Annotated in this window: 18 protein-coding genes and 2 pseudogenes; 7 read left to right on the top strand and 13 right to left on the bottom strand. The window is 70.7% G+C overall.

The genetic code is table 11. The features are described from left to right. Positions 1–14: 14 nt before the first annotated feature. Together ACZ6MZ_RS22370 and ACZ6MZ_RS22365 are read right to left on the bottom strand one after the other, a co-directional pair. Positions 15–278, bottom strand: a complete 264-nt coding sequence (locus ACZ6MZ_RS22370) for a hypothetical protein (RefSeq protein WP_384182848.1) — start codon at positions 276–278, stop codon at positions 15–17. 243 nt (positions 279–521) lie between these two features. Then, a complete protein-coding gene (locus ACZ6MZ_RS22365; RefSeq protein ID WP_389789495.1) occupies positions 522–1,331 on the bottom strand; it encodes an SGNH/GDSL hydrolase family protein in 810 nt (269 codons plus the stop codon). Between the two features lie 390 nt (positions 1,332–1,721). Between ACZ6MZ_RS22365 and ACZ6MZ_RS22360 the strand changes: the two are divergent. Then, a pseudogene (locus ACZ6MZ_RS22360) lies at positions 1,722–1,799 on the top strand (hypothetical protein); the annotation flags it as partial. A gap of 462 nt (positions 1,800–2,261) precedes the next feature. Here the strand turns inward: ACZ6MZ_RS22360 and ACZ6MZ_RS22355 are convergent. Then, on the bottom strand, positions 2,262–3,101 hold the full coding sequence (locus tag ACZ6MZ_RS22355) for an NmrA family NAD(P)-binding protein (RefSeq protein ID WP_469353823.1): 840 nt from the start codon (positions 3,099–3,101) through the stop codon (positions 2,262–2,264). Further along, a complete protein-coding gene (locus ACZ6MZ_RS22350) occupies positions 3,098–3,523 on the bottom strand; it encodes a nuclear transport factor 2 family protein (protein ID WP_389789491.1) in 426 nt (141 codons plus the stop codon). Before ACZ6MZ_RS22350 ends, ACZ6MZ_RS22355 begins: the two co-directional genes overlap by 4 nt. 87 nt (positions 3,524–3,610) lie before the next feature. On the opposite strand from ACZ6MZ_RS22350, the gene ACZ6MZ_RS22345 reads away from it, so the two are divergent. Continuing rightward, positions 3,611–4,219: a TetR/AcrR family transcriptional regulator gene (locus ACZ6MZ_RS22345; protein ID WP_389789488.1), complete on the top strand. Its 609-nt coding sequence runs from the start codon at positions 3,611–3,613 to the stop codon at positions 4,217–4,219. 328 nt (positions 4,220–4,547) lie between these two features. Beyond that, positions 4,548–5,657 carry a DUF5925 domain-containing protein gene (locus ACZ6MZ_RS22340; RefSeq protein WP_389789486.1) on the top strand — a complete coding sequence of 370 codons (1,110 nt, stop codon included), beginning with the start codon at positions 4,548–4,550 and terminating at the stop codon, positions 5,655–5,657. Positions 5,658–5,874: 217 nt separating this feature from the next. On the opposite strand, the gene ACZ6MZ_RS22335 is transcribed toward ACZ6MZ_RS22340, so the two are convergent. Continuing rightward, a complete protein-coding gene (locus ACZ6MZ_RS22335) occupies positions 5,875–6,249 on the bottom strand; it encodes a GntR family transcriptional regulator (RefSeq protein WP_384182814.1) in 375 nt (124 codons plus the stop codon). A gap of 108 nt (positions 6,250–6,357) precedes the next feature. Between ACZ6MZ_RS22335 and ACZ6MZ_RS22330 the strand changes: the two genes are divergently transcribed. Beyond that, the gene (locus tag ACZ6MZ_RS22330; protein ID WP_389789484.1) at positions 6,358–7,278 is read left to right on the top strand and encodes a GNAT family N-acetyltransferase; all 921 of its coding nucleotides are present in this window, start codon (positions 6,358–6,360) and stop codon (positions 7,276–7,278) included. A gap of 23 nt (positions 7,279–7,301) precedes the next feature. On the opposite strand, the pseudogene ACZ6MZ_RS22325 reads toward ACZ6MZ_RS22330, so the two are convergent. The 4 genes and pseudogenes from ACZ6MZ_RS22325 to ACZ6MZ_RS22310 form a co-directional block, all read right to left on the bottom strand. Continuing rightward, positions 7,302–8,393 (bottom strand): annotated as a pseudogene (locus ACZ6MZ_RS22325) (methyltransferase domain-containing protein); the annotation flags it as partial. Positions 8,394–8,556: 163 nt separating this feature from the next. Then, the gene (locus ACZ6MZ_RS22320; RefSeq protein ID WP_389944126.1) at positions 8,557–10,062 is read right to left on the bottom strand and encodes a tripartite tricarboxylate transporter permease; all 1,506 of its coding nucleotides are present in this window, start codon (positions 10,060–10,062) and stop codon (positions 8,557–8,559) included. A gap of 3 nt (positions 10,063–10,065) precedes the next feature. After that, on the bottom strand, positions 10,066–10,620 hold the full coding sequence (locus tag ACZ6MZ_RS22315) for a tripartite tricarboxylate transporter TctB family protein (RefSeq protein ID WP_384182807.1): 555 nt from the start codon (positions 10,618–10,620) through the stop codon (positions 10,066–10,068). Then, positions 10,617–11,600 (bottom strand): Bug family tripartite tricarboxylate transporter substrate binding protein, encoded by a 984-nt coding sequence (locus ACZ6MZ_RS22310; protein ID WP_389789479.1) that lies wholly within the window; start codon positions 11,598–11,600, stop codon positions 10,617–10,619. Before ACZ6MZ_RS22310 ends, ACZ6MZ_RS22315 begins: the two co-directional genes overlap by 4 nt. A 155-nt stretch (positions 11,601–11,755) precedes the next feature. Here ACZ6MZ_RS22310 and ACZ6MZ_RS22305 point away from each other — a divergent pair, with 155 nt between their 5' ends. From ACZ6MZ_RS22305 to ACZ6MZ_RS22295, 3 genes are all read left to right on the top strand, one after another. Next, positions 11,756–12,409, top strand: a complete 654-nt coding sequence (locus ACZ6MZ_RS22305; RefSeq protein WP_384183053.1) for a response regulator — start codon at positions 11,756–11,758, stop codon at positions 12,407–12,409. Positions 12,410–12,633: 224 nt separating this feature from the next. Beyond that, positions 12,634–13,950, top strand: coding sequence for an ice-binding family protein (locus ACZ6MZ_RS22300; protein WP_469353820.1), 1,317 nt, complete (start codon positions 12,634–12,636; stop codon positions 13,948–13,950). 195 nt (positions 13,951–14,145) lie between these two features. Beyond that, positions 14,146–15,180: a lytic polysaccharide monooxygenase auxiliary activity family 9 protein gene (locus ACZ6MZ_RS22295; RefSeq protein ID WP_469353819.1), complete on the top strand. Its 1,035-nt coding sequence runs from the start codon at positions 14,146–14,148 to the stop codon at positions 15,178–15,180. A gap of 100 nt (positions 15,181–15,280) precedes the next feature. Here the strand turns inward: ACZ6MZ_RS22295 and ACZ6MZ_RS22290 are convergent, their stop codons facing one another. The 4 genes from ACZ6MZ_RS22290 to ACZ6MZ_RS22275 all read right to left on the bottom strand — a co-directional run bounded on the left by ACZ6MZ_RS22290 (position 15,281) and on the right by ACZ6MZ_RS22275 (position 22,231). Further along, a complete protein-coding gene (locus tag ACZ6MZ_RS22290; RefSeq protein ID WP_469353817.1) occupies positions 15,281–16,177 on the bottom strand; it encodes an esterase/lipase family protein in 897 nt (298 codons plus the stop codon). Positions 16,178–16,385: 208 nt separating this feature from the next. After that, positions 16,386–17,402, bottom strand: coding sequence for a DNA polymerase Y family protein (locus ACZ6MZ_RS22285; RefSeq protein WP_469353816.1), 1,017 nt, complete (start codon positions 17,400–17,402; stop codon positions 16,386–16,388). Further along, positions 17,399–20,938 carry a DNA polymerase III subunit alpha gene (locus tag ACZ6MZ_RS22280; RefSeq protein WP_469353814.1) on the bottom strand — a complete coding sequence of 1,180 codons (3,540 nt, stop codon included), beginning with the start codon at positions 20,936–20,938 and terminating at the stop codon, positions 17,399–17,401. The genes ACZ6MZ_RS22285 and ACZ6MZ_RS22280 overlap by 4 nt, the downstream gene beginning before the upstream one ends. 207 nt (positions 20,939–21,145) lie before the next feature. Further along, on the bottom strand, positions 21,146–22,231 hold the full coding sequence (locus ACZ6MZ_RS22275) for a S1 family peptidase (protein ID WP_469353812.1): 1,086 nt from the start codon (positions 22,229–22,231) through the stop codon (positions 21,146–21,148). Positions 22,232–22,280: the final 49 nt, after the last annotated feature.

Here is a 22,280-nt window from a genome sequence, read left to right as displayed (position 1 = left end):
GAACGCGTTGAGGGTCAGCCGCGGCTGCCGAACAGCGAGCGGCGCAGACGTCGCAGCGGCGCGAAGAGCGATACCCGCGCACTCCTGCTCCTGCGGGTGCGCGACGCGTCACGTGAGGTCAGCTCGCGCATCAGAAGCGTCGCCTCGGCCGTCTCACGCTGGGGCACGGCGGGACCGCCGAGCACCGAGAGATGGCGGTCGAGGCGCGAACTGGTCGCGCTGCTCCCGCATGTGATCGCAGGGACTCGTGCCCTGCTGTGCATCGTTATCTGTTCCATGTCACTCCCCACCCGTACGAGGGCACCCGACCCGGGCAGGTTAACCCTATCGCTCCCCCACGACACCCGTGTATCCCGTCCTGACGATTAACCACACCCGTACGGGGATTGACAGCCACTGCCCGATCCATCTGATTTCAGGGCGAGTTGGACAGATCGCCACAACGAGGCCGGCGCCGTTCCCGGCGGCCCGGAGCCGGCCTCGCGCGGACGCCGACGGCCTGGAGCGGCCGGCGGCGACTTCTACGCGGCCGAGGCGAAGGCCGGCAGATAGCCGCCCACCTGCCCACCGGAGGTGGGGTGGTACGACTCGGTGAGGTTGAACAGGTTCACGCTGTGCAGCCAGGGCGAGCCCGAGCAGATCTCGTGACCGGTGAAGCCCCCGGCCACACTGGCGAAGGTGAAGCCGTGATCGGCCGCCCGCTTGGCGGTCGCCGCGTTGAGATAGTCGGAGGCGCCGTTGATCGCGGCGCGCTCGTTCTCGCTGAGCCCCGCTATGCAGGTGCCGTTGAGCTTGTAGAAGCGCGGGTAGCCGAGGACGACGACCCGGGCCGACGGCGCCTTGGATCTGATCGCCGTGTACACCGAGTCGAGGTTCCCCGGCAAGGTGCTGTCGACGAAGGCGCGCGCCGTGGCGACCCGGCTGAGACAGGTGGCCTCGGACTGGAGGACACAGGTGGTCATGACGTCGGCGAAGCCCGCGTCATTGCCCCCGATGCTGATGCTGACAAGGTCGGTGGCCGAGGTGAGCGGGCCCAGCTGACCGGCGGTCACATCACCCGTACGGGCGCCGGAGCACGCGGTGAAGGCAAAGCTCGACGGCGAGTTCGCCGCAGCCCAGAGGGCGGGGTACGCCTTGGGAGTGCGCAAGCAGTTGCCACTGGCGCTGTCGTAGCTGCCGGATCCGACTCCCGAGGAGTACGAGTCACCGAGAGCCACATAGTCGACAGCGGCGGCCGAGGGCGCCGCCTGGGCCGAGGCCGCTCCGGTAAGAGCGAGCACGGCGCCGAGGAGCAGCGAGGACGAGAATGCCGTAATTCGGGACAGTTTCATGGACCCTCTCCTTGGCAGGATTTCTGCCTCAACTTTGTTACCAGGCAGCACAGTTCACTGGAAGTGTTCATGCCAAGGACGTTCGGTGCGGTCTTCTGACGGACCGTCAGAACCGCGTCGGTTCGTGCCAGATCGGGTGGATCCGATCAGGGAAGTTCCGGAAGTGACCGTCGAAGTACGGCCAAAGAAGTAAAAAGGTGAGTCCCCGTACCAGGTCTTGCCATACGGTCCAAATCATCAATAACGTCGTATATCCACCCGTATCGGACCATCATGAAAACGGCTCAGGGGAGGGCTCGAACGTCGCGATGGCTCCGGGTGTGAGTAGTTGAGGTACAGGAGCGGTTCACGTACCGGGACTTCACCGACCGGAAGTGGGAGCGGGAGTTCCGCGGCTTCCTTTACGGGCGGGCGTGGACGCACGCCGAGGGACCGGTGGCGCTGTTCAACCACGCGGTGACGTGGCTGCGGAAGAACCGGGTGCTGCTGTCCGGAGTCTCGGTGTTGGCCCGCCAGATCTCGGAAGCCCGCACGGCGGCTGAGAGGCGCGTGTACGAGGCAGTGGCCCGTGCCGCGCGCCGGGCCGATCCCGCGCTCGCGCCAGCGCTGGCCGAACTGCTGGTGGCGCCAGAGGGCAAGCGGGTCTCGGAGCTGGAACGGCTGCGTACGCCGCCTGTGAAGTCGACGGGCACCGCGATGGTGCGGGCCATGGAACGGGTGGAGGAGATCTCGGCGTTCGCATGGGGCCGGGTGAACCTGTCACGGGTGCCGGTGAACCGGCTGTCCACGCCGACCCGGTACGGGCAGCTGAGCAAGGTGCAGACGATCGAGAGGGCGCCGGAGCCGCGGCGGACCGCGCTGCGCGGGCGGCGCCGGCGACGAAGCCTCAATCGAGCGGCGAGTAGACAACGAACCCGATGCCGAGCTGCTTCATTCCATCTCTCGTTCGAGGAGAGCGTGGAATGTGCGCGCGGGTTGACCCGCGAGGCGCTGGACGGTGTCGGTGATGCGGTCCTCCGCCCCCTCGGCGATGGCACGGTCCATGCTGGCCAGCATCGAGGCGAACTCCAGCGGCACTTGCGCCGCGAGGCGGTCGCGCATCTGTTCGTAGGACAGGCGGTGGTGGTCCACGGGTCGGCCGGTGACCTGGGTGATGGTGGTGGCGATGTCGTCGTAGCTGAGCGCCTCCGGCCCGGTGAGGACGAGATCGGCGTTGGGGGCATGTGCGTCGGTCAGAGCATGGACAGCGACGGCCGCGATGTCCTCAACGTCGACGAAGCCGACCCGGCCACTCCCGGCCGCGGTCCAGATGGTGCCTTCTTCACGGATGCTCACGGCATGCGCGTGTGTGCCGGTGAAGTTCTGCATGAACCACGAGGGCCGCAGCACCGCCCACTGTTCGAACAGATCGGGCAGCACCTGGTGCACCGCTCCCACCGCGGGGCCGCCCGCGGGGATGGCCGAGGAGCTGAGCAGCACCGCACGGTGCACGCCGGCCGCGCGGGCCCGCCGGAGGAACGGCACCATGACCGCCGCCGGGTCGGCGTCGCCTACGGGCGGTATCAGGTAGACGCGGTCGGCTCCGTCGAGGGCGGCGGCGTGAGTGGCGGGTTCGTACCAGTCGAATGCGACCGACTCCGCGCCGGGGACGTTGACGGCGCGACGGCTGGCGGCTTTGACGCGGTGGCCGAAGGCTGACAGCTGCGCCGCGGTACGGCTGCCGGTGGTGCCGGTGGCGCCGATGACCAAGGTGGTGCCGGTGGTTGTCATCGGCTGCTCCCGGTGAAATCGGTGCCGGGTTCGAGGACCGCGAGGGGGTTCCAGTAGTCGCGGTAGGAGGTGATGTGCCCGTCCCGGACTGTTACGACGGCGATGTAGGTCATGTCGAAGGGGCGGTCGGACTCCACCAGGCGGCCGACGCCACGCATCTCGACCACGATGGTCTCAGGATCGGTGGTCTGGTGGATCCGCAACTCGGGGAAGTCATGCAGATCGATGTGATCCGGGTAATGGCGCATGTACGCGGCGATGGCCTCCCTGCTCTCCAGACGCTTCGGCCAGCCGTCAGGGGCGAAGGGGAACTCCATGAAGCCGTCCTCGGCCCACAAGGCGACCCACGCGGGAATGTCCTTGTCCAGCAACAGCCGCAGGCTGTGGCGGAAGAGGTCCACCGGAGAAGTCGGTGCAGACATGGGTATCCTCCATCTCATAGAATACGGACCATGGGTCCGCTTTGAAGATACGGACCCGGGGTCCGCTTTGCAAATGGAGGACGCCCCATGCCCGAGCGCAAGCCCCGCAAGGATGCCGCCCGTAACCGGCAGGCCGTCCTCGCGGCCGCCGACGCTCTCTTCGCCCGCGGCGAGAGCCCGGAAGGCATCACCATGGCCGCCGTCGCAGCAGCGGCCGACGTCGGCAAAGGAACACTCTTCCGGGCCTTCGGCGACCGCCCCGGCCTGCTGCGCGCGCTGTGCGAAGCGCGGCTGGAACCGGTCAGGGAGGCCGTTGAAGCCGGACCGCCGCCCTTGGGCCCCGCGACCCCGCCGCGGCAGCGCGTACCCGCGCTGCTCGACGCCCTGCTGTGCTTCAAGCTCGACAACCGCCCCCTCATGCTGGCCCTGGAGGAGAGCGGGAGCGGGAGCCCGTACCAGGCGGAGCATTACGGGCGTTGGCACGGCCTGCTGGACACCATGCTGGAGCAGATCCCCGGCCTGACCGACAGCGACTTCACCGCTCACGCCCTGCTCGCAGCCACCCGAGCCGACCTTGTCGAGCATCTGGCCGGGCATGAGCGTGTGCCGCGCGAAAGGATGCGGGCGCAATTGGCCAACTTCACTGCCAGAGTCCTGGACTCCGGCCCTGTGCGAGGCCCGGCGAACGAGGGCTGACCGCTTGAGCTCGCCTTCGTTTTCGCTCGGGTTCGAGACCCTGCGCTTCCGGGAGATCCGCGCCGTGGAGTTGGGCGACGCGTCCGTCTCCTTCGCCCATCCGGACGGCCACTCCAGTCGGCGGAGGGGTAAGCCCCGGTCCGCCGCGCCCGGCGGGCCGCCCGCGTGGCCGGCCGGACGGAGGGCGCTGGCCGCATCTGACCGGGCGGAATCAACCGCCCCACGACGGTCCCGGCCGCCCGCCCCGGCGGCCGGGACCGTTGGACAGCACGCCGCCACAGGGCAAAACACCGTGCATCGGCCGTCCCTGTGCCGGATCATGGGCGGCATGTCTGCCAAGCCTCAGGACGCACTGCCGATCCGGCTCAACGTCGACGACAGCGACTCGCCGTCAGATGTGGTCGACGCGCTGTTCCTCGGCCGCTTCGCGACGGGCGAGCAGCCGTACTCCCACAGTTCTACGATCGACCGGGTCAAAACGGGCGTGACGCTGCTGCCGCCCGGAGCCTCGGTGCTGCGCTCCGCCCGGGACGACGACCGCAGCGCGACCCTCGCCGAGGGCAGCGGCTGGACGCTGCTGGTGTCCCGCTGGAACCGCGGCGCCGATGTCACGGTGACCGCCGTCAGCTCCGAGCTCGCCGAGAAGATCCATCAGCAGGCGACGGACGGCGCGCAGGACGAACCGGAGCCGCAGCCCGAGAACGTGACCATGGGCTTCTGGTACGTCTCACCGCGGCGCGGCCCGCACCGCACCACCCGGCAGATCGCCGCCGGCACCTGGGACGAGGTCAGGCCCAACTACACCGCGCCGGTGGCCGACGCGATGGACCGGCTGATGAAGGTGACCCCGGACGACATCGCGGGCCGACTGCTGCTGCTGCACGGCCCGCCGGGCACCGGCAAGACGTCCGCGCTGCGCACGCTGGCGCGCTCCTGGCGCGACTGGTGCCAGGTCGACTGCGTCCTCGACCCGGAGCGGCTCTTCAACGACGTCGGCTATCTGATGGACATCGCGATCGGCGAGGACGACGGCTCGGCCAAGGGCCGGTGGCGGCTGCTCCTGCTGGAGGACTGCGACGAACTGATCCGCGGCGAGGCCAAGCACACGGCGGGTCAGGCGCTGTCCCGGCTGCTCAATCTCACCGACGGTCTGCTCGGCCAGGGCAGGAACGTACTGGTGGGGGTGACGACCAATGAGGATCTGGAACGGCTGCACCCGGCGGTGGTGCGTCCCGGCCGCTGTCTGGCCAGGATCGAGGTCGGATCGCTGACCCGTTCGGAGGCGCTGTCCTGGCTGAAGAGGGAGGACGGCGACTGGGAGGCGACGGTCGGCCGTGAGGGCGCGACGCTGGCGGAGCTGTACGCGCTGCGCCGGGGCAGCGGTCCTGCGGCGGTCCCGGCCCAGCAGTCGGTGGCGGACGCCGGCCTCTATCTCTGAACCCCGGCCCGGGGACTTACGACCTGGTGCACGATAGCCAGCGGGCTCCCGACGCCCTGCGACTCCGCCTCCGACGTTGTCGTCAGTCGACGACGCTCCGCGTCGCCTCCCTCCTCCGCCTTGGATGCGAAGCCGCAAGACGCCGCTCGCTGATCCACTGGCTATCGTGCACCAGGTCGTTACCCGGACCGGTCCCCCGGGGCCCGTGGGGGCGCTGTCACTTCGTGTAGACGGCCCGGACCGCGTCCTCGGCGGCCGCGAGCGCGGCGGCCCTGTTCAGTCCCAGGCGCTGCGCGCGCTCCGCGTACGCCCGCGCGGCGGCCGCGGCCTCGCGCTCGGCGGCATCGCCGGCGGCGGCGATGAAGGTGCCGTTCCTGCCGCGGGTCTCGATCACCCCGTCGGTCTCCAGCGCGCGGTAGGCCTTCGCGACGGTGTTGGCGGCCAGCCCCAGGTCCTCGGCGAGCCCCCGTACGGTCGGGAGTTTGTACCCCACGGGCAGCGCGCCCGAGCGGGCCTTCGCGGAGATCTGGGTACGGAGCTGCTCGTACGGAGCCGTCGCGGCGGCCGGGTCGATCACGATCTTCAAGGTCACGGAGTGATTCTCCCTCACGGCCGGCCGGGTCAGGGCGGCGCGCGACCGGTGAGCGCGACCGGTAAATGGGAGGCGCTCCGGAGGAACGGACCCGTAGCGTGCCGCCCCATGACTGTGATTGTCCGTGATTTCCGCACCGAGGACGCCGGGGCCGTGGTCGGTCTGCGGCGTGCCTGCCTTCCGTTCCACGTAATCACCGAGGAGGCGATCCTGTTCGAGGTGGCGACCGCTCATCCGGCCAAGAAGTACCGGCTGCTGGTCGCCGAGGAGGACGGGGAGATAGTCGGTACGGCGCACGTCGGCATCGTGTACGACAGCAGTGAGCCCGGCCAGTCGTCCGTCACCCCCCATGTCCACCCGGAACGCCGGGGCCGGGGTACGGGGACGTTGATCCTCCGTGCCGCCGAGGAGCATCTCGCGGCCGAGGGCGCGACCAGCGTCTATTCCTGGGTGATGGACGAACCGGCGAGCCTGGCCTTCGCCGAGCACCGCGGCTACCGGCCGAGGCGCCCGGCGCACTTCCAGCGGCTGGACCTGGCGCACGGCACCCTGCCGGACCTGCCGCCGCTGCCCGCGGGGGTCGAACTGCGCACGGCGGCCGACTACGCCGACGATCCGCGGCCGCTGTTCAAGGCGGACGCGGAGGCCACGTCCGACGAACCGGGCGACATCAGCATGTCCTTCGACGACTACGAGGACTGGCTGAACCACACCTGGCGCGATCCCGGCCTGGACCGCGAGCTCACCACTGTGGTGGTGGTCGACGGCCAAGTCGCCGCGTTCACGGCGGCCCAGACGGATCGACGCACCCGCTACGCGTCCGGCATGACCGGCACCCTGCGCGCCTTCCGCGGCCGGGGCCTGGCGAAGCTCGCCAAGACCGACTCCCTGCGCCGCGCCCGCGCGGCCGGCTACACGGAGGCCTTCACCAGCAACGACGCGGACAACGGCCCGATGCTGGCGATCAACCGATGGTTCGGCTACAAGATCTGCGCAACAGAAGTCCGCCACGTCCGCACCCTGCCCTAGCGCCGCGTTCCGGCCGGGGTTCCGCCAGTGGTGGTGGCGGGTAGGGGGGTCGCGCGGTCGGGGCCGTTGGGGGTGTGGGCGATCGGGTCGTCGTTCTTGTGCCAGTGGATGACGAAGCGTTCGCCGGCGCGGTAGGCGTCGATGGCCGCCCGGCAGTAGGCGACCATGTCGTCCGGGAGGGCGGAGAGGGGATGCCAGGAGAGCCCCGAGCACTTGTGCGGCTCGCGGTTGTACGGCTCGCCTCCCGCGCCGTACTCCGCCTCGAAGAACCAGCCGATCCGCGGCTGTCCCGCCGGGCCGCGGTGCTGCATGACCAGTGCGACGCGCAGATCGTCCGGGGTCAGCCGGACGCCGATCTCCTCGAACGCCTCGCGGATCATGGCCGTACGGACATCCTCGCCCGACTCCACATGCCCGGAGGGGCCGTTCAGCAGGCCGTCGGCGTATCCCGTCCCCGCGCGGCGGGCGAGCAGCACCTCCTCGCCCCTGCGCAGGATCAGATGGACATCGACCACCTCGGTATGGCGCCGGGGCTCGGCCGTCCGGGCGATCAGTGCGTACCGCTCGTCGTCGACAGCGCGGCCCCAGAGGGCCGGGTCCGCGGAGAGGCGCTCGTGGTGGACCCGCTCGGTGAGCGGGGCCAGGGCCGTGATGAGACGGGACGCGGGCAGACCTGAGCCGGACCAGACGCCCTCGACGAGCACCAGCCGGCCGCCCGGCCGCAGCAGCGACGACCAGTGGCGCAGCGTCTCTTCGGGATCCGGCAGCAGCCACAGCACATGCCGGGCCAGGACGACATCGAAGGTCCGCTCCCCCACCGGCGGCCGGCCCGCCTCACCCACCAGGACCTCGGCGCCGGTCCCCGCCAGCTTGGTCCCGGCCAGCGCGGCCATGCGCGGGGAGAGGTCGACGGCCGTCACCTGATGGCCCTGTTCCGCGGCGAGCAGGGAGAGGCTGCCCGTACCGCAGCCGAGGTCGAGCACTCTGGACGGCTCCCCGGGCAGCCAGTCCGTCAGCCGGCCCGCCCAGGCCGCGCGGACGGCGGGGTCGAGCAGCCCGTGATCGGGCTCCAGGTCGAAGGAGTCGGCGGTCGCGTCCCAGTCGATCGTGGTCATGTCCCGATGGTGCCAGGCACCACTGACAACTCCGGCCCGGTTATCACCGGGTCACGCCGGGACAGCTGCCTGCCGGCGATTCGCCCGCTGAAACAAGAGCGTCCGGGGGGTGAAAGCCGCGACCGACGCGGCCTTCACCCCCCCGGACGTCCTCAGAGGAACATCACGGCGCCGATACCTCACGGCGACGGCGTACGGCAATCAGCTTCTTCACTCCCGGCCAGGCCAGCAGCAGCACGATCACGATGTACACCGCCACCGAGAACGGCGTGTTGACCAGGCCGGTCACGCTTCCGTCGCTGATCTGCAGGGCGCGGCGCAGCTGCTGTTCCGCGGCCGGGCCGAGGATGACGCCGATCACGGCCGGCAGCACCGGCAGTCCGTAGCGCCGCATTCCGAAACCGATCAGACCGATGATCAGCAGGATGATCAGGTCCAGCGCCTCCCCGCCGACCGCGTACGCGCCGACGGCCGCGAAGAAGAGGATTCCCGCGTAGAGATACGGGCGCGGGATGCGCAGCAGCTTCGCCCAGACCGGCGCGAGCGGCAGGTTGAGCGCGAGCAGCAGGACCATGCCGACGAAGAGCGAGGCGATCAGGCCCCAGACCAGGTCCGGTTCGCGTTCGAAGAGCAGCGGTCCCGGCTGGATGCCGTACTGCTGGAAGGCGGCCAGCATCACGGCGGCGACGGCCGTCGTGGGCAGTCCGAGGGTCAGCATCGAGACCAGTGTCCCGGCCGCCGAGGCCGAGGCCGCCGACTCCGGTCCCGCCACGCCCTCGATGGCGCCCTTGCCGAACTCGTCCTTGTGCTTGGAGAGCCGCTTCTCGGTGACGTACGAGAGGAAGGTGGGTATCTCCGCGCCGCCGGCCGGGATCGCGCCGAACGGGAAGCCGATGACCGGTCCGCGCAGCCAGGGCTTCCAGGTGCGCCGGACATCCTCCTTGCCGAGCCAGGGGCGGCCGACGGGAATCGCCTCGCCCGTGGAGCGCCGCAGATGGGCGGCGACCCACAGGGCCTCGCCGATCGCGAAGAGACCGACCGCGACGATCACCACATCGATGCCGTCGGCGAGTTGGAGCGTGCCGAAGGTCAGCCGCTGCTGGCCGGTCATCTGGTCCAGGCCGACGAGGCCGAGAGTGAGACCGATGAGCAGCGAGGCGAGACCGCGGATACGGGACGAGCCGAGCACCGAGGTGACGGCGATGAACGCCAGCACCATGATCGCGAAGTAGTCGGGAGCACCGATGTCCACCGCCAGTGAGGCGACGGTCGGGGCGAGGACCACCAGCAGGATCGTGCCGATCATGCCGCCGGCGAAGTGACCGCCCGCGGCCGCCGCCAGTGCCTGGGCTCCCCGTCCGGCTTTCGCCATCGGGTTGCCTTCTATCGCGGCCACGACGGCCGCGCTCTCACCCGGCGTGTTGAGCAGGATGGAGGTGGTGGAGCCGCCGAACATCGCGCCGTAGTAGATACCGGCGAACATGATGAACGCACCGGTCGGTTCGAGTCCGTACGTCACCGGGAGCAGCAGGGCGACCGCCATGGCGGGGCCGATGCCGGGGAGTACCCCGATCGCCGTGCCCAGCAGCACACCGATCGCGGCCCAGAGCAGATTGACCGGCGTGAGCGCCGTGCCGAAGCCGTCGAGGAGGGAGTTGAGGGAGTCCATCGGTTACAGCACCCCCATCAGCGGGCCACCGGGGAGGGGGACACCGAGCAGGTTGTTGAAGACGAAGTAGGTGACGAGCGCGAGGCCCGCGGCGATCAGCGGGTCACGGTCGTAGTGACGGCTGCCGAGCGCGTACGCCGAGCCCCAGAAGAGCAGGGCGCCGGAGATCGGGAAGCCGAGCGGGCCGATGAGGACGGCGTTGGCGAGGAAAACACCGGCGAGCAGCAGCACGGTGCGCCAGTCGCTGGGCTCGCTCAGGTCGATGTCCTCGCCGCCTTCCGCCTCGCCGCGGCCGCCGCGCAGGACGTCGAGGGTGAGGAGGACGGCGACGACCAGCAGGCCGATTCCGACGACGATCGGGACGGTCTTGGGGCCGACGGGACCGCGCTGGGCGATCTCGACGTTCATGGTGAGGGCGTCGGTGAGGACGAGGACGCCGATGGCGAACAGCAGCAGGCTGACGCCGATCTCGGAGTGCTCGCGGAGCCACGACCGGGGGGCGGGGGGTGGTGTTTCGGGGACACCGGGGGTGTCGGGGGTATTGGTCTGCGTCGTCACAGTCCCAGCTCCTTCAGGACGGAGTCCACGCGCTGGTCTTCATCGGCGAGGAAGTCGCCGAACTTGTCGCCGGGGAGGAAGGCGTCGGCCCAGCCGTTCTTCTTGAGGGACGCCTTCCACTCGGGCGAGTCGTGCAGCTTCTCGAAGAAGGCGAGCAGCTTGGCGCGCTGGGCGTCGGATATGCCGGGCGGTGCCACGATGCCGCGCCAGTTGGTGAAGTCGGTGTCGAGTCCCGACTCGCGCAGGGTGGGCGCGTCCAGGCCGGCCACCCGCTCGGGGCCGGTGACCGCGAGGACCCGCAGCTCGCCCGATTCGATCTGGTCGAGATATTCGCCGAGACCGGAGACGCCGAAGGAGACCTTGTTGCCGAGGATCGAGGCGAGGAGTTCACCGCCGCCGTCGAAGGGGATGTAGTTGACCGACTTCGGCACCACATCGGCGGCCTTCGCCGTCAGCATGGCGGCGAGATGGTCGGGTCCGCCGGGCGAGGAGCCACCGCCGACGGGCACCTTGGCGGGGTTGGCCTGCCAGGCCTTGACCAGGTCGTCCATCGTCCGGAACGGGGAGTCCTTCCCGACGACGACGATGTCCGACTCTTCGGTGATCCGGGCGATCGGAGTCGTGTCGGCGAGGGTTTTGGGCGTTTTGTTGGTGTGTACGGCTCCGACGACACCGAGGCCCATGGACATGGCGAGCTTGCCGTTGCCGTGCTCACCCACGAGCCTGGTGAGGCCGACGGTGCCACCGGCACCGGGCAGGTTGAACACCTCGATGTTGTGCGTGAGCTCGGCGTCCTCGGCGTTCTTGGCCAACGTGCGCGCGGTGATGTCGTAGCCGCCGCCGGGAGTGTTCGGGACCATGAAACGCAGGCCGGGGATCTGCGTACCGGTGTCGGCGCCGCTGCCCGAGGTGAGCAGCGGTGGCCCCACCAGCACCAGCAGCGCTGACCCGAGCAGGGCCAGGGGGGTGCGCAATCGCACGTGTGCCGCCTTTCGAAAAGCTATGTGAAGTGGCCCACATGTTGCCTGCGTGTTAAGAAGCTGTCTCTCTTCCGCAATCAACGGACGTTGTGGTCGTTACGGTCGCGGCTTAGCGTGTCGGCGTGACGAAAGTGCTGGTGGTGGACGACGACTTCATGGTCGCGAAGCTGCACAGCCGCTATGTGTCCGCTATGGACGGGTTTACGGTCGTCGGGGTGGCGCACAACGGCGCCGAGGCGCTGCGCGCGGCCGAGCGGCTGTGGCCCGACCTCGTGCTGCTCGACATCTATCTGCCCGACATGGACGGGATCGCCGTGCTGCGCGAGCTGCGGGCGGCGGAGGAGCGGGACCGGAGCCGTATCAGCGTCGACGCGCTGTTCATCACGGCGGCGAGGGACGCGGGAGTCATCCGCGCGGCGCTGCGGGCGGGCGCGCTGCACTATCTGATCAAGCCCTTCAGCCAGGCGGCGCTCCAGGAACAGCTGCGCCATGTCGCCTCTCTGCGCACCCGCCTGGCCGGTCTGGGCGAGGCCCGCCAGGAGGACGTCGACCAGATCTTCGGCACCCGTCCGCCCGGCAGCCGCGAACTCCCCAAGGGCCTGGCGGCCCACACGGCCGACCTGGTCGAACGCACCCTGCGCAAGCACTCCGACGGGCTCTCGGCCACGGAGTGCGCGGACGCGGGGGCCCTCTCCCGGGTGAGCGCGCGCCGGTACCTGGAGTACTTCGCGGACACGGGCCGGGCGGAGGTGACCCTCCGCTACGGCGGCACGGGCCGCCCCGAACGCCGCTACCGCTGGATCGGCTGAGGAGCGCTCGCGGACTCGCGGGGGGCGTGGCGGTGGTGCGCTCCCTGCCGACAAAGCGCCGCGCGCGCTGGGCCGTTCGGGTGACACCGCGTCGGGTCCATTGTCGGGGCTTTTCGTGGGTGGGTTACTGGGTGGAGTCGAACCGACAGCCGCGCCACCGTCGCCGCGCGCCGGGCGCGACCAGTCGAGTGCCGGGCGCGACCAGTCGAGTAGGGAGCACCCTCATGTCGCTTGCACCGAACCAGGGTTCCACCGGGGGCGGCGACGAGGTGATCCTCTCCGGCCATCACTTCACCGGCACCACCGACGTACGCTTCGGCCCCCGCCGGGCCACCAGCTTCGCGGTCGTCAACGACACCACCACCGACGCCACCACCCCCGCCGGCAACGGCGCCGTGCCGGTCGCCGTCACCACGCCCGGAGGAACCGGCGTCATCGGCACCTTCTACTACCTGCCGCCGCCGTCCATCCGCGTCATCACGCCCCCCGCGGGCCCGGTGGCAGGTGGTAACACCGTCCTCATCACCGGCGTCGGCCTCTACACCACGAGCGAGGTCCACTTCGGCGCCCAGAGCGCCACGTTCGTCGTCGTCTCCGACGGCGAACTCCTCGTGACCGTCCCCTCGGTGGTCGCGGCGGGGTCGGTGGCCGTGACCGTCGTCGCCCGGGGCGGTGTCGGCAGCGGACTGACCTACACCTACCTCAACGCGCCTGCCATCACTGCCGTCACCTTCGATTCCGGACCGGTGGCCGGCGGCAATCTCGTCGTCATCACCGGCACCGCCTTCCTCTACACCACCGGCGTGACCTTCGACGGCGTACCCGTCATCTCCTACCGGATCGCCTCGGACACCGAGATCGACGCCGTGGTACCCGCCGGAACGGTAGGACCCGTCGATGTGTCCGTCACCACCCTCGGTGGCACCACCACCGCCCTGAACGCCTATACCTATCTGACGAGCTTCGCCGTGCTGGCCGGCACGACGGTCACCAATACCGGTCCTTCCGTGGTCACCGGAGACCTCGGCGTGAGCCCGGGGACGGCGATCACCGGCTTCCCGCCCGGCGTGGTGAACGGGGCCACCCACGCCGGGGATGCCACCGCCGCGCAGGCCCAGGCCGACCTGACCGTGACGTACAACCGCGCCGCCGCACTGCCTCCGGATTCCACCATTTCCGGCGATCTCGGTGGTCTGACACTGGCTCCGGGCGTCTACAACGCCGCCTCGTCCCTCGCGCTCACCGGCACCGTCACCCTGGACGCCGCGGGCGATGCCAACGCCGCCTGGGTGTTCCAGATCGGCTCGACGCTGACGACGGCGTCCGCCAGCAGCGTGCTCCTCGTCAACGGCGCCGCGGCGCGCAATGTCTCCTGGCAGGTCGGGAGTTCCGCCACGCTCGGCACCGGCACCGCCTTCGTGGGCACCATCCTGGCCCTGACCTCGATCACGGTGACCACGGGGGTGACGATCGACGGCCAGGTACTGGCCCGCAACGGCGCCGTGACGCTGGACACCAACACCATCACCCGGTCGAACTGATCCGGGCGGGCGCATCCTCAGCGGCCTCTTAGCGTCGGCTTAACAGGACCATAAGGATCGCCATCACCCCCTGCTCGCAGGCGATTTCGGGGTGTGGAGCGGCTAGCTTGCTGATCGCCGGGGCGGCGTGGGAACGGGGAGGTTTCCCGCCGCTCCGGCGGCTTCACCCGTGCCGCCCCGAAGGAGAACCAGTTCATGACCGCTCGTCGTACGGCCACCGGGATCGTCGTCCTCGGCTTCGCTCCGCTCGCGCTGGCCGGGCTCGCCGCCGCGCCGGCCGCCGCTCATGGGTCGATGACGGATCCGGTGAGCCGGGTGGCCGCCTGCTTCGCCGAGGGGCCCGAGAACCCGCGGTCGGCGGCGTGCAAGGCGGCGGTCGCGGCCGGCGGTACGCAGGCGCTCTACGACTGGAACGGCCTCAATATCGCCAACGCCGCGGGGAAGCATCAGCAGTTGATCCCGGACGGAAAGCTGTGCAGCGCGGGCAACGACAAGTACAAGGGGCTCGATCTGGCGCGCGGCGACTGGCCGTCGTCCGAGATGACCGCGGGCAATCGCACCTTCCGCTACAAGGGCACCGCGCCGCACAGGGGTTCCTTCGAGCTGTACATCACCAAGGACGGCTACGACCCCGGCAAGCCGCTGGCCTGGTCGGACCTGGAGGAGAAGCCCTTCCTCACGGTCACGGACCCGAAGCTGGTGAACGGCGACTATGTCTTCACCGGCATCGTCCCGAACAGGTCGGGCCGTCATCTGATCTACTCCGTCTGGCAGCGCTCGGACAGCCCCGAGGCGTTCTACACCTGCTCCGACGTGGTCTTCGGCCGGGACAACGGCAGCGCGGGCGGCGCCGTTCCGGCCGCCTCCGCGCCCACCGACGAGGAGCTCGCCGACGGTGCGGACAAGTCCTCCGTCGAGCACGACGGCCACGGTGACAACGATGCCGGTACGGGCGCCGAGGTGACGGAGGCCGCATCGGACACCGCCTCGGCCGACCGGCCGGAGGACTCCGCCTACGCCAACGCGCCCGAGGCGAAGGGCGCCGCCGGCCCGGCCGAGGAGCGGGAACAGCAGCCCGCCGGCGGTCAGGAGAACCTCGCCGAGACCGGTGGCAGCGCCGCCACCCCGTACCTCGCGATCGGTGGCTCGGCCACGCTGGCGTTCGGCGCCGCGGTGCTGTTCGGCGCGGCCCGGCGCAGGGCCGTACCGTCCGGACGTCACAGCCGCTGACCCACCGGCCGTACGCCCACGGACAGCCGCCCGCTCCGGTCCCTCCACCGGAGCGGGCGGCTGTCGCCGTGCTGTGCGGGGCCCTGCGGCGCCGTGTCCGTCAGCTGAACACCGAGGCGCAGGTGGTCGGGGTGGCGCGGGCCGGATCGAGGGCGTTGGCCACCTCGTGGAAGGCGATCCTGTCGATCGTCCCGATCGCCACATGCTCGGAGATGTCGACCGGGCACAGGTCCTGGAGCAGCACATTGCGTACGTCGGGACCGGTCAGGAACTGCGTGCGGTACGGGGTGACCACCTCGTCGTAGCGCGTGGCGATGACGGTGTAGCGGACCCCGGGCACCGTGTCGCCGCCCGCGTTGAGCTTGGTGAGGAAGGCTGATCCGGCCACCTGGTCGGTGAGCGCGGGGGTCTTCTCGTTCAGCAGGTCCGCCGCTCCGGGGAAGTACGGCAGCAGTTCGGTCAGCCCGAGCAGGGTCGTACCGTGGTTGCTCGGGGCCAGGCCGACCAGGGCGTTCACCTTCGCCGCCCCGCCCAGGAACTTCAGGTAGTAGCGCGGCATCATGCCGCCCTGGGAGTGGCCGACGAGATCGGCCTTCGCGGCACCGGTGGCGGCGAGCACCCGGTCCACATAGGCGGCAAGCTGTCCGGCCGAGGCGTCGATGGGGCCGAGGCCGTAGAAGAACGGCACCCCGGGGAGCTGCCCGTAGTCGAGGGAGAAGACGCAGTATCCGCGGCTCACCAGGTACGGGGCGAGGGAGAGCCAGTTGTCGACGGCGTTCCCGAGGGTGCCGTGGACGAGGACGACGGGCCGGGGGTGGGCGGCGGAGGGCTTGCAGGAGTAGTTGTTCCAGCCGCTGCTCGGCGCGGCCGCGCTGTGCGCGGCGGCGGAGGTGGTGGCTGGGGCGGAGGTGGTGGCGGCAACGGCGGGGGTGACGGTGACCGTGGCGGCCAACAGCAGCGCGGTCAGTGGTCCGAGCGCGCGTTTCCAGGGCAGCATCGGGCGATCTCCTTGCGGCTCAAGGGAAATGGCGAGGCTGTCAGCCCTGTGGCCCGGACCACCAAGATGGCTGTGCTCATGACAAGTTACGCACGAGTAAGCGTGCGGAGGGAAGTTACGCGTCGGTAAAAACTCGCGGCGGCGGTACCGGCCTCCAGCGGTCAGAGCCTGTCGGGTGACCTCCGATCAGAGGTCACCCGACAGGCTTTCAGGCGGCGCCACGAGCCGGACCGGCGAGCGTCGCGGGCCTGACCGCCCCGGGCCACCGGGAGTTGAGCCGGTCGATCACCGGCTCCAGCGTGCGCGCGCGAGTCGCCCGCTGGTCAAAAGTGAGCTGATGGCCGGCGAATTCGACATCGGTCAGCCTCTCGGCCCGGAGGGAAACAGCGCGCACCCGAGCACGCTGCAGACCCAGCGCGTCATGCAACGCGTAGGCGGCGGCCGCCAGCGCCGGGGTATGGGCGGTCGGCTCCACGAGAGCGCGCGTACGCGTGGTCGTGGACCGGTCGGCGTACCGCACGGTGAGCGCCAGTGAGCGGCACACCTGGTCCGTTCCCCGCATTCGTACGCCCAGCTCCCCGGCGATCGAGAGCAGTGCGCGCCGCTGCGCCCCCCGGTCCAGCTCGTCATGGGAGAAGGCGCGTTCAGCGGCCAGTGAGCGGGCGGCGGCGTTCGGGGCGACCGCCGTACGGTCGACGCCGTGCGCCTTCTCGTGCAGCTCGCGCCCCATGCGTACCCCGGCGATCCGCTGGAGCGTCGACAGCGGCACGGCCGCGGCCTTCCCGACCGTGTCGAGTCCGTACGAGCGGAGCACACGGGCCGTCGCGGCGCCGATCCCCGGCAGCGCGGCGACCGGCCTGGGCTCCAGGAACCGCCTCACCGCGCGTTCGTCGTCGGCCACCACGAAGGTCGCTCCCGGCTCGGCCTGCTGGACGGCCATCCGGGCCAGCATCGGGGTGCCGGCCACCCCGATCGTGCAGCCGGCGCCGAGATGCGCGAGGGCCCGCACCCGCAGTACGGAGGCGATCCCGGCCGCGTCCTGCCCGAAGTACCGTTCCGCGCCGCGTACATCGACGAGCGCGGCGTCCGGCGGCAGCGCCTGGACGGCAGGACTGATGTCCTCGATCAGCCCGAGCAGGGCGGGCAGCGCCGCCTCGGCCCCGCTCGTCGCCCGCCCCGAGGCGTGCTCGACCGGGGCGGAATGGAACCGGACGCAGAGGATCATCCCGCGCTCCCCGGGCTGGAGTGCCACAGCTTCCGTCCGGTCGGCATGCCTTCGCCCGGCGGCTGGAGGTCCGCCCAGGGATTCATCTCATAGCCCGTGGGCAGGTGGATGCGCCGGCCGTTGTCACCGGAGGAGCCCGGGGAACCCGACGGGCCCGAACCCGCCGAGCCCGGGGAATCCGCCGAGCCCCGGCCGTTGTCGGAATCCGCCGGGCCCCGGCCGTCGTCGGAACCCGCCGGCCCCGGAGCGTCCAGCGCGGCCGCGACCGCGTCCAGCCCGCCGGCCTTCCGCAGCTCCACCAGCTCCGCCAGATTCCAGGCCGCGGCGCCCACCACACTCAGACTCCGCGGGCCGCGCCGCTGCACCACCCCGCGCACCAGCAGCAGCCAGGAGTGGAAGACGGTGTGCGCGCACGCCTCGTGGCTGTCGTCGAAGAAGGCGAGGTCGACCAGGCCCGTACCGTCGTCCAGCGTTGTGAAGATGACCCGCTTGCCGGAGCGGATCGGCGGGGTCTGGGTCGCCGCCTTGGCACCCGCGACCAGTACGGTCCTGCCGTGCGGCACCTCGCGCAGCCGCCTGGCCGACATCACTCCCAGCTCCTTCAGGAACGCGTGGTGATCCTCCATCAGGTGACGGGAGGCATCCATGCCGAGTACGCCCAGCTCGGCGCTGAGACGTTCCGCGTCACCCAGGTCGGGCAGTCCGGCGGGGGCGGTCCGCCGCCCGCCGCCGAGCGGAAGCTGATCCCCGTAGGAGCCGGTCTTCCGCTGGGCTCCGTGCAGTTCGGACAGATGCAGCAGGAGATCGCGCCGGTTGGCGCCGAATCCGTCCAACGCGCCCACCTGGGCGAGCCGTTCGGCGACGGGCCGGCCGGGCCTGGCCCGCTGCCAGAAGTCCAGCAGCGAGGAGTAGGGCTGTCCGGCCGCGATCCGCGCCGTCTCCGCCTCGCTGATGCCATGGACGTCACCGAGCGCCAGCCGCAGCCCCCACACCTCGCCCGCACCCCTGCTATCAGACACCAGTTCGATTTTATGTGCGGCCGCCGACCGGTTCACATCCAACGGCAGCACCGGCACGCCGCGCCGCCTGGCGTCCGCGAGCAGCAGCCGCTTCGGATACATCCCCGGGTCATGGGTGAGCAGCCCGGCGTAGAAAGCAGCCGGATGATGCGCCTTGAGCCAGGCCGACTGGTAGGTCGGTACGGCGAAGGCGACGGCGTGCGCCTTGCAGAAGCCGTACGAGCCGAAGGCCTCGACGATCTCCCAGGCGCGCGCGACGACCTCGGGCGCGTACCCCTTCCGCCGCGTCCGCTGCTCGAACCAGGCACGGATCCTGCCCTGCGACTCGGGGTCGGACAGACCTCGCCGTACCTTGTCCGCCTCCTCCCGGCCGCAGCCGGTCATGATGTCGACCATCTGGATGATCTGCTCGTGGAAGACGACCACGCCATAGGTCTCGCGCAGCGGTTCCTCCAGATCCGGGTGTGGATAACGGATGGGCGCCCGGCCGTGCCTGGCCTCGATGAACGGCCGCACCATATCGGCCGCCACCGGTCCCGGCCGGAAGAGCGAGATGTCGACCACCAGATCGTGGAAGGTGGCCGGCTGGAGCCTGCCGACCAGATCGCGCTGGCCCGGCGACTCGATCTGGAAGCAGCCCAGCGTCTCGGCCGAGCGGATCAGCCGGTAGGTCTCAGGATCGCCCTCCGGGACCTGCTCCGGATCGTCGAGGTCCACCGTCTCGCCCGTGGCACGTTCGATCTCCGCGACCGCGTGCGCCATCGCCGACTGCATCCGTACGCCCAGCACATCGAGCTTGAGCAGCCCCAGCTCCTCGACATCCTCCTTGTCGAACTGGGACATGGGGAAGCTCTCGCCGCTGGTCGGCACCACCGGGGTACGGCGCAGCAGCGAGGCGTCCGAGAGCAGCACTCCGCACGGGTGCATGGCGATCCCGCGCGGCAGCGCGTCCAGCGCCTCCACCAGGTCCCACAGCCGTCCGTACTTCTCCTTCTCCCCCGCCACGGCCCGCAGCTCCGGCAGCTCCTCCATCGCGGCGCGCGCGTCACGGGCCCGGATGTGCGGGAAGGACTTGGCGATCCGGTCGATCTCGGCCGGATCCATGGAGAGGGCCGCGCCCACGTCCCGTACGGCATGGCGCACCCGGTAGGTCTCCGGCATGGCGACGGCCGCGACCCGCTCGGGGCCGAAGCGGCCGAGGATGGCGCGGTAGACCTCCAGCCGCCGCGCGGACTCGACGTCGATGTCGATGTCGGGCAGTCCGGGCCGCCGGGTCGAGAGGAACCGTTCCATCAGCAGTCCGTGCGCGACCGGGTCGGCGTGTGCGATCCCCAGCAGATGGTTGACCAGGGAGCCGGCGCCCGAGCCGCGCGCGGCGACCCGGATGCCCATCCCCCGTACATCGTCGACGACCTGGGCGACGGTGAGGAAGTACGAGGCGAAGCCGAACCGGTCGATCGTGCGCAGCTCGGTGTCCATCCGCGCCCAGTACTCCCGGTCCCGGTCGTAGCCGCGCAGCACCATCCCGGCGGCGCAGCGCGAGCGCAGCACCCGCGCGGCGGTACGGCGGTCCGCGCCGACCAGCCGCGGTTCGGGGAAGTGGACGGTACCGATCCCCAGATCGTCCTCGGGGTCGACCAGACAGCCGGCGGCGGTCTCCTCGGTCAGGGCCAGCAGCCGGTGCGCGGTGTCACGCCGGAATCCGGCGGCCTCGGCGACCAGCTCGGCGGTACGGACCATCCCCGCCGGGTCCTTGAGCCAGCGTTCCCCGCTGTCCAGGCCCCTGCGCGGGTCGATGGGGACCAGCCGGCGGGCCGCGTCGAGGACATCGGCGACCGAGCCCTGTCCGGCGTCGGCGTAGCGCACGGCGTTGCTGAGCACGGCCCGTACGCCCTGCTCGGTGGCGAAGCCGAGGGTACGGGCGGCATGCCGCAGCGAGCCCGCCCCGGTGCCCCGGCGCCCGTGGTGCACGACCTCCAGACGCAGCGCGTCACCGTAGATCTCGCGCCAGGGCGCGAGCAGCCGGGCGGCCCGGTCGGGGCGTCCCGCCGCGAGGGCCAGGCCGATCTCGGAGCCGGGTCCGAGCAGCACGGTCAGGCCGGCGCCGTGATTGTCCTGCCAGGGCAGCAGCGGGCCGCCGTCCCCCGAGGCGTGCGCGGTGGAGACCAGCCGGCACAGCTCCGCCCAGCCCGCCGCGCCGTCCCTGGCGAGGAAGACCGCGCGGGGCGCGGACTCGTCGATGAAGGCGCCGCCGCGCACCGGGGTGCGCCGTCGCTCGGTGGGCCCCTCTTTGCGCGCTCGCTCACCCACCGCGAGCTCCACCCCGAAGAGCGGCCGCACCCCCTCCTTGGCGCATGCCTTGGCGAAGCGGACCGCGCCCGCGAGGGTGTCGCGGTCGGTCAGGGCGAGGGCGTCCATGCCGCGCCCGGCGGCGCGCTCGGCCAGCCGCTCCGGATGAGAGGCCCCGTACCGCAGGGAGAACCCGGAGACGGTGTGCAGATGCGTGAAACCGGGCATCGCACCTCCTGGATCATTCCGTTCTCACCTCCCCGTCCTCCACCATAGACCAAGTTTCGAACGTTCGTGCGATAGCCGGGGGCTCGGCCACTCAGCCCCTTCCCACCTGCGCGGATACCGGAAGAGCCCGGCCCACCAGTGGTGGGCCGGGCTCCGTGAAGCGATTGCGCGCCGGCCGGTCTTCGCGGCCGGTCTTCGGTCAGCCGGTCAGCCGATCTGGGCACCGTACGCGGCGAGCGCCTCCGGCACCGGCTGGAAGAACGTCTCACCGCCCGAGGAGCAGTCGCCGCTGCCGCCCGAGGTCAGCCCGAGCGCGGTGCTGCCCGCGAAGAGCGCGCCGCCACTGTCGCCCGGCTCGGCGCAGACCGTGGTCTGGATGAGCCCCTCGACAATGTCGCCGCCGCCGTAGTTCACGGTGGCGTTGAGCCCGGTGACCTGACCGTCGTGCACCTGGGTGGTGGAGCCACTGCGGGTCACGGTCTGGCCGACGGTCGCGTCGCCCGCACCGGTGATCGCCTGCGTGCTGCCGTCGTAGAGGTCGACCTCACTCGGGTGCGCCACGTCGGCGGTGTACTTGACCAGGCCGTAGTCGTTGCCCGGGAAGCTGGAGCCCTCGTTCGCCCCGATCTCGCCGCCGCCCTGCGAGTCGGACCAGCTCTGGACGGCCTCCGTGCAGTGCCCGGCGGTCAGGAAGTACGGCTCGCCGCCCTTGACCACGTTGAAGCCGAGCGAGCAGCGCGAGCCCGCGCCCCAGATGGCGTCGCCGCCGGCGATGAGGGGCTTGAACTCCCCCGCCGTCCTCTTGAGTTCGGCCTTGCCGCCCAGCCCCTTGACCACGCCGCTGAGCTTGCTCCACGCCTCGCCCTTGACCGTACGGTCGGCCGTGACGACCACCTTGTTGGTCACCGGGTCGACGACCCAGGACGTACCCGGGATGGTCGCCTTGTCGGTGAGGGTCTGCCGGGCGCTCTTGAGCTCGGCGAGGGTGTTCTCGACCAGCTTGGCCTTGCCGCCCGACTGGCGAACGGTCTCGGCCGCCTGCTCGTTGACGACATTCACCACGAGCGCCTTCGACGTGGCGTCGTAGTACGAGCCGGCCGCGTCGCCGCCCAGGCTCTCATCGAGGGTGGATGCGAGGTTTCCGGCCGCCGTCGCCGTCAGCGACTTCACCGTGAACTCAGGAGTAGCCTCACTGGCGTTCGCAGTCTGGAAGGTAACGCCCGCCATCACCAGAGCGACAACGGCACTGCCCGCCATGGTCGCCCGCTTCTTGGAAACACGCAGATGCTTCAACTCTGACCTCCTGTGGGGGCCGCGCCAGGGCATGTGGGGTGTCCTGACA

The sequence above is a fragment of the Streptomyces sp. NPDC042201 genome, assembly GCF_055582185.1.
This window is presented reverse-complemented; position numbering and strand designations above follow the sequence as displayed.